Raw genomic sequence first — 10908 nt, 5'->3', positions numbered from 1 at the left:
CTCTGTATCTATACCTGTAGGAGATTCCCTGTCATCCATGCGCCGCACTGTCTCGCAGCAAACGGGCTAAGTCTGCAGTTGCTGACGAGGCACAAAGGCTGCGATCAACGGTTGGCAGCCGTAACACCATCGCGCACGGTGTTTGGGTGCATCTCTATTTTTGTAGGAGCTGGCGCAGCCTGCGATCTTTTGATCTTCTACCGCAATATCAAAAGATCGCAGGCTGCGGCAGCTCCTACAACAGATAGATTACAGTTGCGGCTCTTCTTTAGGCTTAGTCTTGTCGATGCCGGGGATGTGCAGTTGGCCGTCAGCCACTTGTTCGCCTTCAAGCTGTGGCTGCGTAGCCCACGTCAAAATGTCGTAGTAACGACGAATGTTGGCTACAAAATGTACGGGCTCACCGCCGCGGGCGTAGCCATACTTGGTTTTGCTGTACCACTGCTTCTGCGAAAGACGAGGCAGGATTTTTTTGACGTCCAACCACTTGTTCGGGTTCAAACCTTCTTTTACCGCTAGTTTGCGCGCGTCATCCAAATGCCCAGAGCCCACGTTGTAGGCCGCCAACGCAAACCAAGTGCGATCAGGCTCTGCAATATCGTCGTCTAATTGTTCTTTGATGTAAGCCAAGTACTTGGCACCGCCGAAAATACTTTGCTTAGGGTCCAGTCGATTCGAAACGCCCATGGCTTGCGCGGTGTTTTGGGTCAGCATCATCAGGCCGCGGACACCGGTTTTCGAGGTCACGGCGGCTTGCCATAAGGATTCTTGGTAGCCCATGGCCGCCAACAGGCGCCAGTCAATTTGCTCCTTTTTAGCGGCGTCTTTGAAAAACACTTCGTACTTGGGCAGGCGCTGTTGTAGGTGCTGAGCAAAGGTATAAGCGCCTACGTAGCCGAGGACGTCTACGTGCCCGTAGTAGCGGTCTTTGAGACGTTGCAGAGTGCCGTTTTTCTCGACCTTATCGAGGTAGGTGTTGATCTCGTTAAGCAGGCTGTTGTCTTCCCCAGCGAGTACGGCCCAACGCTGGCTGCGGGCATCGCCCAAATCAAAGGCCACGCGCACGTTAGGGAAGTAAACCTGGTTCATGGCCATTTCGTTGGAGTCAACCAAGGTCAGATCAATTTGCCCTTCATCGACCATGCGCAGTAAGTCGACGACTTCTACAGCGTCAGACTCGTCGTATTCAATGCCAGGGTATTGCTTCTTGAGTTCGGCAAGCTGCTCAGCATGGGAGCTGCCTTGAAGCACGGTAATGCGCTTGCCGACGAGATCGGCCGCCGTGGTTGGGCGTGATTGACCATTGCGATAAATGATCTGGGGCGTCACTTCGAGATACGGATGAGAAAATTTGGCTTGTGCGAGGCGGTTATCGCTGCTGACCAGACCGGCAGCAGCTAAAACCGGGCCGTCAGGTTGGCCCAGTTTGTTGAAAAGGTCATCGAGGTTGTCAGCCGTTTCGATTTCCAGCTTAACGCCCAAGTCGTCGGCAAAGCGTTTAACCAACTCGTACTCAAAGCCGGTTTCGCCGTTGCGGTCCTCGAAATAGGTGGCCGGGCTGTTGCGGGTGATCACCCGCAGTACCCCATCCTCCTTTACACGCTCAAGGGTGCTGGGTTTTTCAACGCAGGCGCCGAGCATCAGGAAGAGTCCGGTGACGAGCAGCCATTTGGCCCCACGTTGTCGGAATGCAGTTAGACAAAACATGCGCGCAGTATACGCAAAGCAGCACGGGTGCCATATCTCGACAAGATGCGGGCATTCTGATAACCGTCGGCAAAAACACTGAAACCCTTATGAAATAAGGGGTTGAGCAGGGTCTAAAGATCATAACCGACCATCCGTTATCTCTCTGATAGCCACAAAGAATAAGGATTTGGTCGATTAACGACGTTTGGCGTGCGTCTAGTGTGCCGTTTCAGATGCCGTGACCGATGGTTTAGGCTAGAATGCCGGGCCTCAAAGCACACCCCTCCCGAGGCTGTCCCGAAGATGTTGATCCTGCGCGGCGCTCCTGCCCTTTCTGCCTTTCGCCACAGCAAACTCCTTGCACAACTGAGCCTTAAGGTTCCAGCGGTCAGTGGTTTGTATGCTGAATTCGCCCACTTTGCCGCTGTAGACGGTGATTTGACCCGCGATGAACAGCAGGTACTGGCTCGCCTCCTGAAGTACGGCCCAAGTGTGCCGGTCCAAGAGCCAAATGGCCGACTGTTTTTGGTGTTGCCGCGGTTTGGCACCATTTCCCCTTGGTCGAGCAAGGCCAGTGATATCGCCCGTAACTGTGGCCTGGCGAAAATCCAGCGCTTGGAGCGCGGTATCGCTTTCTACGTTGCCGGTCAGTTCAGCGACGCTGAGGCTGAGTCGATTACGGAGCTATTGCACGACCGTATGACCCAAATCGTACTGGGCGACCTAGAACAGGCTGCCGGTCTGTTCAGCCACGCTGAGCCAAAGCCGCTAACGGCTATTGATGTGCTGGGTGGTGGTCGCGCCGCGCTAGAGAAAGCCAACGTTGAGTTGGGCTTGGCGCTGGCGGAAGACGAAATCGACTATCTGGTTAATGCTTTCAATGGTTTGGGTCGCAACCCGCACGACATCGAACTGATGATGTTTGCTCAGGCGAACTCCGAGCACTGCCGTCACAAGATCTTCAACGCCAGTTGGGACATCGACGGCCAAAGCCAAGATAAAAGCCTGTTTGGCATGATCAAAAACACCTACGTGATGCACAGCGAAGGCGTTCTGTCTGCTTATAAAGACAACGCCTCAGTGATCGTCGGTAGCGTTGGCGGGCGTTTCTTCCCGAACCCTGAAACCCGCCAGTACGGCGCGGTGCAGGAACCTGTGCACATCCTGATGAAGGTTGAAACGCACAACCACCCAACCGCGATTGCCCCGTTCCCGGGCGCTGCGACCGGTTCCGGTGGCGAGATTCGTGACGAGGGTGCAACCGGTCGTGGCGCCAAGCCAAAGGCAGGACTGACCGGCTTTACCGTGTCCAACCTGCAAATTCCGGGCTTTACTCAGCCGTGGGAGGTGCCGTACGGCAAACCAGAGCGCATCGTAACGGCGCTGGACATCATGATTGAAGGCCCGCTGGGTGGCGCGGCGTTCAACAACGAGTTCGGCCGTCCAGCCCTTACCGGCTATTTCCGCACCTTCGAGCAGTCCATTGCGACCCCGCATGGCGATGAAGTGCGCGGTTATCACAAGCCGATCATGTTGGCTGGCGGCATGGGTAACATCCGCGCCGAACACGTTCAAAAAGCCGAGATCACGGTTGGAGCCAAGCTGATCGTGCTGGGTGGCCCAGCCATGTTGATCGGCCTGGGCGGTGGTGCTGCGTCTTCTATGGCGACCGGTGCCAGCACGGCAGACCTGGACTTTGCCTCGGTACAGCGCGAAAACCCAGAAATGGAGCGCCGTTGCCAGGAAGTGATCGACCGTTGCTGGCAGTTGGGTGATAAAAACCCGATCAGCTTCATCCATGACGTAGGCGCGGGCGGTCTGTCCAACGCCTTCCCAGAGCTGGTAAACGACGGCGACCGTGGTGGCCGTTTCGAACTGCGCAATATTCCTAACGATGAGCCGGGCATGGCCCCGCACGAAATCTGGAGTAACGAATCCCAAGAACGTTATGTTCTAGCGGTCAGTGTTGAAGATTTCGACCGCTTCCAGGCGATCTGTGAACGTGAGCGTTGCCCGTTTGCGGTGGTTGGTGAGGCCACGGCTGAGCCGCAACTCACCGTTACCGACAGCCACTTCGACAACAGCCCGGTGGACATGCCGCTGGAAGTCTTGCTCGGCAAGGCGCCACGCATGCACCGTTCGGTGGTTCGTGAAGCCGAAATGGGCGATGACTTTGACCCCGCGACCCTCAACATCGGCGAGTGCGTCGAACGCGTTCTGCATCACCCGGCGGTGGCCAGCAAAAGCTTCTTGATCACCATTGGCGACCGTTCCATTACCGGTCTGGTTGCCCGTGATCAGATGGTAGGTCCTTGGCAGGTTCCAGTAGCCGACGTTGCCGTTACCGCTACCAGCTTTGACGTGTACTGCGGTGAAGCCATGGCCATGGGCGAGCGGACTCCGCTAGCACTGCTGGATGCTCCAGCATCGGGCCGCATGGCCATCGGTGAAACCCTGACCAACATCGCAGCGTCGCGGATTGGCAAAATATCCGACATTAAACTGTCGGCCAACTGGATGTCGGCGGCGGGTCACCCCGGTGAAGATGCTCGTCTGTATGACACCGTCAAAGCAGTGGGCATGGAACTGTGCCCTGAGCTGGGCATCACCATTCCAGTGGGCAAAGACTCAATGTCGATGCAAACCCGTTGGAACGATGAAGGGACAGATAAAAGCGTGACTTCGCCGCTGTCATTGATCGTGACCGGTTTTGCCCCTGTACTCGATATTCGCCAAACATTGACCCCAGAACTGCGCATGGACAAGGGCCTGACCGATCTGATCTTGATCGACTTGGGCCGTGGTCAAAACCGTATGGGCGCTTCGATTCTGGCTCAAACCTACGGCAAGCTGGGCAATCAAGCGCCAGACGTCGACGACGCTGAAGACCTCAAAGCCTTCTTCGCGGTCATTCAGGGGCTGAATGCAGACGGTCACCTGTTGGCTTACCACGACCGTTCCGACGGTGGTTTGTTGACGTCGGTGATGGAAATGGCGTTTGCCGGTCACTGTGGTTTGACCCTGACCTTGGATTGCCTGGCTGACAGCGTTGGCCAATTGCCGGCAGTTCTGTTCAACGAAGAGCTGGGTGCAGTGATTCAGGTGCGTCAAGACGCTACCGCTGACGTGCTGGCTCAGTTCAGCGCTGCGGGCCTAGGTGAATGCGTGGACGTGATCGGTCAGCCGCTGAACAACAGCGAAGTCACCATCACCTTCCACGACGAAAAAGTCTTTGCGGGTCAACGCGGCGAGTTGCAACGCCAGTGGGCTGAAACCAGCTACCAGATCCAGCGTATGCGTGACAACGCTGACTGTGCTCAGCAAGAGTTCGACGCGCTTCTAGTAGAAGACAATCCGGGTCTGACGGCTCAGTTGAGCTTTGACGTCAACGCCAACATCAGCGCGCCTTACATCAAAAAAGGCATTCGCCCACAAGTTGCCGTACTGCGTGAGCAGGGCGTTAACGGTCAGGTTGAAATGGCGGCGGCCTTTGACCGTGCTGGCTTCAACGCGATCGACGTGCACATGAGCGACATTCTGGCTGGCCGTGTCGACCTGAACGCGTTCAAAGGTTTGGTCGCCTGCGGTGGCTTCTCGTACGGTGACGTATTGGGTGCCGGTGAAGGCTGGGCCAAGTCGGCCTTGTTCAACACCCGTGCACGTGATGCGTTCCAGAGTTTCTTCGAGCGCAGTGACAGCTTCAGCTTGGGTGTGTGCAACGGTTGCCAGATGATGTCCAACCTCAGCGAACTGATTCCGGGTAGCGAGTTGTGGCCGCACTTTGTGCGTAACCGCTCCGAGCAGTTCGAAGCGCGCGTCGCGATGGTTCAAGTGCAGGAATCGAACTCGATCTTCCTTCAAGGGATGGCCGGTTCGCGGATGCCGATTGCCATTGCTCACGGTGAAGGTCACGCTGAGTTCGCCAGCCCTGAGGCCCTGTTACAAGCTGATGTGTCGGGCACCGTTGCGCTGCGCTTTGTCGATAACCACGGCAAGGTCACTGAAAATTACCCGGCTAACCCGAACGGCTCGCCGCGCGGGATCACCGGCCTTACCAGCCGTGATGGTCGAGTAACGATCATGATGCCGCACCCTGAGCGTGTATTCCGCGCGGTGCAAAACTCGTGGCGTTCAGAAGAGTGGAGCGAAGATGCGCCTTGGCTGCGCATGTTCCGTAACGCTCGCGTTTGGGTCGATTAAGGGCTGGGTAGGTTTAATCCGTGTACAAACTCAGCTTTTTCGTTCCGCCGAGTCATGTCGATGAGGTCAAAAGTGCCGTCTTTGCCGCCGGTGGTGGCCGAATCGGTGCTTATGATCACTGCGCCTGGCAAACCATGGGGCAGGGCCAGTTTCGAGCGTTGGACGGCAGTCAGCCGTTCATTGGGCAAACTGGCCAAGTCGAGTATGTGGACGAGTGGAAAGTTGAGCTGGTGGTTGCAGACGAGTTGATTCAGGCGGTGGTGGCTGCGCTCAAGCAAAGCCATCCGTATGAAACACCCGCCTATGAGGTGTGGCGTTTGGCAGACTTTTAGTCAGGCGCTGCATAAAAAAGCCCGCGTATCCCTATAAAGGGAAGCGCGGGCTTTTTTGTGCGCGTATTTCTCAGTTAAGGGCGAATCTCAATCAGAGTGCCATCTTTGACCATGCTCCAGACTTCGCGCATTTCGTAATTCTTCATGGCGATGCAGCCATCGGTCCAATCAAGCGTGTGGAACAGCTCTTCAGGGTTGTCTTCTGAGTCGGGCGTGCCATGAATCATGATCATTGACCCTGGGTTCACGCCCGCCCGCCGCGCGGCCGCAGCATCGCTGACGTTGGGATAGTTGATGTGCATGGCCAGATTGAATTTGTTACTGCGCTTGCGCCAGTCCACCCAATAAAGCCCTTCAGGTGTGCGCTTGTCGCCTTCTTGGATTTTTGGGCCTTTAGGCTGTTTGCCCAGCGAGATGCGATAGCTTTTGATCGTTTTGCCATCGCTGATCAACTCGAGCTTGCGAGCCGACTTGATCACCAAGATCTTATCGACATGGCTGCTGGCGCTAGCGCGTTGTGATGTTTGAGGCGATTTAAGGATTTGATCTTTGTCGACGGGCTTGCCGTTGATAGTCATGACGACAGCGGCTTGGCTAGTAACGACAAACGACAGGCAAAGTACAGCAAGCAACCAACGCATTAGAGGGGTATTCCTGAGGTACAAGACAAAAACATTATTGTTTGGGGGGGAGCAACTCTTGCAACGGCGGTACCGCCTCGCTGCGCACAGGGTAAGACTGTGTTTGACGGTCAGAAAAAAAGCATTCTAGAGTACGGCTCACTGTGCGAAAAGCTAACTCAGACCAAGGGATATCGGCTTCTTCAAACAACCGCACCTCTAGGCTTTCTTCACCGACTGCGAAGTCGAGGCTTTGCAGTTCTGCACGGTAGAAGATATGCACCTGATTGATGTGGGGAACATCAATCAGCGTGTAAATAGCTAATTGCTGGACCTGAGCACAGGCTTCTTCGTGGGTTTCTCGACGCGCTGCTTGCTCAACAGTTTCACCGTTTTCCATAAAGCCGGCGGGCAGAGTCCAATAGCCTTTACGCGGTTCGATGGCGCGTCGGCATAACAGCACTTGCGTGCCCCAAGTCGGCAGGCAGCCCGCGACGATATTCGGGTTTTGATAATGAATAGTGTGACAGTGGTCACAGACATAACGCAGGCGCGAATCGCCCTCTGGGATATGTTGGCTGACAGAGTTGCCGCACTGACTGCAAAATTTCATGCTGTGCTCTCGAGCTTTGGCGCCTATCTTGGGGCTGAGATGAATTAACAGCAAGCCCCACTTTGTGCCCTGCGACAGTCTGGGGCTTGGGTGAGTTGGGCAAATTGGTGCATGATGTTCGATAAGTGACGGATCGAGATGACCTATGCTGGATGAGCTACTTCGCCGTGTGAGTCGCTACACCCCGCGGACGCTGCAAACAGACCGCAGCTTTCCGGAGGCCGCGGTACTGTTGCCGGTGACGCGCAGTGATGAGCCCGAACTGATTCTGACCCTGCGCGCTAGCGGGTTATCGACCCATGGCGGTGAAGTGGCTTTTCCGGGTGGGCGGCGCGACCCAGAGGACCCAGACTTAGTCTTTACCGCCCTGCGTGAAGCCGAAGAAGAAATTGGCTTGCCGCCTGGGCTGGTTGAGGTCGTCGGGCCGCTCAGCCCTTTAATCTCATTGCACGGTATACGGGTTACACCTTATGTCGGGCTGGTTCCGGATTACGTCGAGTACTTGGCCAATGATGCCGAGATCGCTGCGGTGTTCAGCGTGCCTTTGGATTTTTTCCGTCAAGACCCGCGTGAGCATACCCACCGAATCGACTACCAAGGGCGCAGTTGGTATGTGCCCAGCTACCGTTTTGGGGTGTACAAGATCTGGGGCCTATCGGCGATCATGATCGTTGAGTTGATGAACCTGCTGTACGACGATGTAAACATCAACCTGCATACCCCGCCTGAACGTTTTATCCCTGTATAGAGCTGTCTGCAGACAGCCACGCCTGCCTTGAGGACATCAGTATGAAATATCGCTTGGGCGACTCGCACGTCGACACTCATCCCGACAGTTGGGCAGCCCCTAATGCCACCTTGATTGGCAAGGTGCGTCTTGAGGAGGGCGCCAGCGTCTGGTTCAACGCCGTACTGCGTGGTGATAACGAGCTGATCCTGATCGGCAAACACAGCAACGTGCAGGATGGCGCGGTGATGCACACCGACATGGGTTACCCGCTGACCTTGGGCACTGGTGTGACTGTCGGGCACAACGCCATGTTGCACGGCTGCACCGTGGGTGATTACAGCCTGATCGGCATTAATTCGGTGATCCTCAATGGGGCCAAAATAGGCAAGCACTGCATCATTGGCGCCAACTCGCTGATTGGCGAAGGCAAGGACATTCCGGATGGCTCGCTGGTGATGGGTTCGCCGGGCAAAGTCGTGCGAGAACTGACCGAAGAGCAGAAAAAAATGCTCGAAGCCAGCGCCGCGAGCTATGTAAACAACAGTCAGCGTTATGCGCGTGAGTTAGTGGTGCAAGAGGATGAGTGACCTCGAGCGTCCAGTCGCCTCGCCATGTGTGAGCATTTGCGCGCTGGACGACGATGACGTGTGCACCGGCTGTCAGCGTACGGTTGCAGAAATTACTCGCTGGAGCCGCATGACCAACCCTGAACGCCGCGAAGTACTGGCCTTGTGTCACGAGCGGGCCAAATCCAGTGGCGTCATGTGGGTCTTAGGCACGTAGGAGCTGCCGAGGCACGAAGGCTGCGATCTTTTGATCTTAAACGCTCGCAGCCCGCGGCAGCGCCTACAAAAAAGGTGATGACTCAAGTACCCTGTGCGCCTTATTTTGAGGTGTCACCCGCAACCATGCTGTTTCTAGTCGCTTACATCGCCAGCGTTGTGCTGATTAACTACGCATTTTCTTCAGCGCCGCACCTGGACATTATCTGGTCAGCTTGGGGTGGGCTGGTGTTTGTGCTGCGCGACATGGTGCAAACCCGCTTCGGCCATGGCGCTCTTTTGGCCATGCTGGCGGCGTTGGTGTTGTCCTACATCACCTCTGATCCTTCGATTGCCTTGGCCAGTGCCACTGCGTTTGCAGTGTCCGAGTGCATCGACTGGCTGGTGTTCAGCATCACTAAGCGCCCGCTGCATGATCGTCTCTGGATCAGCTCGGCGCTCAGCATCCCCATTGATACCTTTATCTTCTTCGGCATGATTGACGCCTTTACTCCGGGCGTGATCCTTACGGCGATGGCCTCCAAATTCGCCGGTGTCACCTGTGTCTGGCTGGCGATGGCGTGGCGTTTGCGCAAAGCCGCTGCCTAGTCATGTAAAATGCCCGCCTTTCTCCCCAGTAGGCGCTAGCGTTGCAAGCGCCTTCGATGATTCGCTTGCTTGAGGACCTGAAATGACTCGTATCGGAACTCCACTGTCGCCTACCGCGACCCGCGTATTGCTGTGTGGCTGCGGCGAGCTGGGCAAAGAAGTTGTCATCGAATTGCAGCGTTTGGGCGTCGAAGTGATTGCCGTCGATCGCTATGCCAATGCCCCTGCTATGCAGGTTGCGCACCGCAGCCACGTGATCAATATGCTGGACGGCGCAGCCCTGCGTGCCATCATCGAGCAAGAAAAGCCGCACTATATCGTTCCAGAAATCGAAGCCATCGCCACCGCGACGCTGGTTGAGCTGGAAGCCGAAGGCTTTACCGTGATCCCGACCGCGCGTGCGACGTCGCTAACCATGAACCGTGAAGGCATCCGTCGCTTGGCTGCTGAAGAGTTGGACCTGCCGACCTCGCCGTATCACTTTGCTGACACCTTCGAGGATTACAGCAAAGCGGTACAAGACTTGGGCTTCCCATGCGTGGTCAAACCCGTGATGAGTTCGTCGGGTAAAGGTCAGAGCTTGCTGCGCAGCGTCGACGACGTGCAAAAGGCGTGGGATTACGCGCAAGAAGGCGGCCGAGCGGGTAAAGGCCGAGTCATCATTGAAGGTTTTATCGACTTCGATTACGAAATTACCTTACTCACCGTGCGCCACATTGGCGGTACCACCTTCTGCGCGCCGGTCGGTCATCGTCAAGAGAAGGGCGACTATCAGGAGTCTTGGCAGCCGCAAGCCATGAGCCCGGTTGCGCTGGCAGAGTCCGAGCGTGTGGCTAAGGCGGTTACCGAGGCGTTAGGTGGTCGTGGACTGTTTGGTGTCGAGCTGTTTATCAAAGGTGATCAAGTGTGGTTTAGCGAAGTATCGCCGCGCCCGCATGACACCGGTTTGGTCACACTGATTTCACAAGACTTGTCGCAGTTTGCGCTGCACGCTCGCGCTATTTTGGGCTTGCCGATCCCTCTGATTCGCCAGTTTGGTCCATCGGCGTCGGCGGTGATTTTGGTAGAAGGCCAGTCGACCCAGACCGCATTTGCCAACCTTGGCGCTGCTTTGAGCGAGCCCGACACAGCCCTGCGCTTGTTTGGTAAGCCAGAGGTCAATGGTCAGCGCCGTATGGGCGTTGCCCTGGCCCGTGACGAGTCGATTGAGGCTGCACGTGCTAAAGCGATCCGCGCTGCCCGGGCCGTTGTCGTAGAGCTGTAACCGTGAACTGCCGCAGGCTGCGATCTTTTGCTGTTAAAGATCTAAAGATCTAAAGATCTAAAAATCGCAGCCTGCGGCAGCTCCACAAGG

General features: G+C 56.2%; 10 protein-coding genes. 7 read left to right on the top strand and 3 right to left on the bottom strand.

Annotated elements, in window-relative coordinates; genetic code table 11:
- Positions 1–249 precede the first annotated feature (249 nt).
- Positions 250–1707, bottom strand: a complete 1458-nt coding sequence (gene mltF / locus AQS70_RS14695; protein ID WP_055103501.1) for a membrane-bound lytic murein transglycosylase MltF — start codon at positions 1705–1707, stop codon at positions 250–252.
- 285 nt (positions 1708–1992) lie between these two features.
- Here mltF and purL point away from each other — a divergent pair, with 285 nt between their 5' ends.
- Together purL and AQS70_RS14685 are read left to right on the top strand one after the other, a co-directional pair.
- A complete protein-coding gene (gene purL / locus AQS70_RS14690; protein WP_055103500.1) occupies positions 1993–5889 on the top strand; it encodes a phosphoribosylformylglycinamidine synthase in 3897 nt (1298 codons plus the stop codon).
- Between the two features lie 20 nt (positions 5890–5909).
- Positions 5910–6221: a YqfO family protein gene (locus AQS70_RS14685; RefSeq protein ID WP_055103499.1), complete on the top strand. Its 312-nt coding sequence runs from the start codon at positions 5910–5912 to the stop codon at positions 6219–6221.
- Positions 6222–6295: 74 nt separating this feature from the next.
- On the opposite strand, the gene AQS70_RS14680 is transcribed toward AQS70_RS14685, so the two are convergent.
- The gene (locus AQS70_RS14680) at positions 6296–6862 is read right to left on the bottom strand and encodes a L,D-transpeptidase family protein (protein ID WP_055103498.1); all 567 of its coding nucleotides are present in this window, start codon (positions 6860–6862) and stop codon (positions 6296–6298) included.
- A gap of 34 nt (positions 6863–6896) precedes the next feature.
- Positions 6897–7454, bottom strand: a complete 558-nt coding sequence (locus AQS70_RS14675; RefSeq protein WP_055103497.1) for an NUDIX hydrolase — start codon at positions 7452–7454, stop codon at positions 6897–6899.
- 145 nt (positions 7455–7599) lie between these two features.
- Here AQS70_RS14675 and AQS70_RS14670 point away from each other — a divergent pair, with 145 nt between their 5' ends.
- The 5 genes from AQS70_RS14670 (at position 7600) to purT (ending at position 10818) form a co-directional block, all read left to right on the top strand.
- Positions 7600–8202 (top strand): CoA pyrophosphatase, encoded by a 603-nt coding sequence (locus tag AQS70_RS14670; protein ID WP_055103496.1) that lies wholly within the window; start codon positions 7600–7602, stop codon positions 8200–8202.
- 41 nt (positions 8203–8243) lie between these two features.
- The gene (locus AQS70_RS14665; RefSeq protein WP_055103495.1) at positions 8244–8771 is read left to right on the top strand and encodes a gamma carbonic anhydrase family protein; all 528 of its coding nucleotides are present in this window, start codon (positions 8244–8246) and stop codon (positions 8769–8771) included.
- A complete protein-coding gene (locus AQS70_RS14660; protein ID WP_055103494.1) occupies positions 8764–8967 on the top strand; it encodes a DUF1289 domain-containing protein in 204 nt (67 codons plus the stop codon). The genes AQS70_RS14665 and AQS70_RS14660 overlap by 8 nt, the downstream gene beginning before the upstream one ends.
- 125 nt (positions 8968–9092) lie before the next feature.
- Positions 9093–9554 (top strand): VUT family protein, encoded by a 462-nt coding sequence (locus AQS70_RS14655; protein WP_055103493.1) that lies wholly within the window; start codon positions 9093–9095, stop codon positions 9552–9554.
- 82 nt (positions 9555–9636) lie between these two features.
- Positions 9637–10818: a formate-dependent phosphoribosylglycinamide formyltransferase gene (gene purT / locus AQS70_RS14650; protein WP_055103492.1), complete on the top strand. Its 1182-nt coding sequence runs from the start codon at positions 9637–9639 to the stop codon at positions 10816–10818.
- Positions 10819–10908 lie beyond the last annotated feature (90 nt).

Source organism: Pseudomonas endophytica, assembly GCF_001411475.1.
In the GTDB taxonomy this organism is placed as follows: domain Bacteria; phylum Pseudomonadota; class Gammaproteobacteria; order Pseudomonadales; family Pseudomonadaceae; genus Aquipseudomonas; species Aquipseudomonas endophytica.
The sequence above is the reverse complement of the archived record's forward strand: the minus strand, read 5'-3'. Positions and strand labels throughout refer to the sequence as shown.

What these genes read in the sequence shown, in the direction of transcription:
- mltF (WP_055103501.1), bottom strand. Translation starts at nt 1,707, where the DNA reads ATGTTTTGTCTAACTGCATTCCGACAACGTGGGGCCAAATGGCTGCTC.
- purL (WP_055103500.1), top strand. Translation starts at nt 1,993, where the DNA reads ATGTTGATCCTGCGCGGCGCTCCTGCCCTTTCTGCCTTTCGCCACAGC.
- AQS70_RS14680 (WP_055103498.1), bottom strand. Translation starts at nt 6,862, where the DNA reads ATGCGTTGGTTGCTTGCTGTACTTTGCCTGTCGTTTGTCGTTACTAGC.
- AQS70_RS14675 (WP_055103497.1), bottom strand. Translation starts at nt 7,454, where the DNA reads ATGAAATTTTGCAGTCAGTGCGGCAACTCTGTCAGCCAACATATCCCA.
- AQS70_RS14670 (WP_055103496.1), top strand. Translation starts at nt 7,600, where the DNA reads ATGCTGGATGAGCTACTTCGCCGTGTGAGTCGCTACACCCCGCGGACG.
- AQS70_RS14665 (WP_055103495.1), top strand. Translation starts at nt 8,244, where the DNA reads ATGAAATATCGCTTGGGCGACTCGCACGTCGACACTCATCCCGACAGT.
- AQS70_RS14660 (WP_055103494.1), top strand. Translation starts at nt 8,764, where the DNA reads ATGAGTGACCTCGAGCGTCCAGTCGCCTCGCCATGTGTGAGCATTTGC.
- AQS70_RS14655 (WP_055103493.1), top strand. Translation starts at nt 9,093, where the DNA reads ATGCTGTTTCTAGTCGCTTACATCGCCAGCGTTGTGCTGATTAACTAC.
- purT (WP_055103492.1), top strand. Translation starts at nt 9,637, where the DNA reads ATGACTCGTATCGGAACTCCACTGTCGCCTACCGCGACCCGCGTATTG.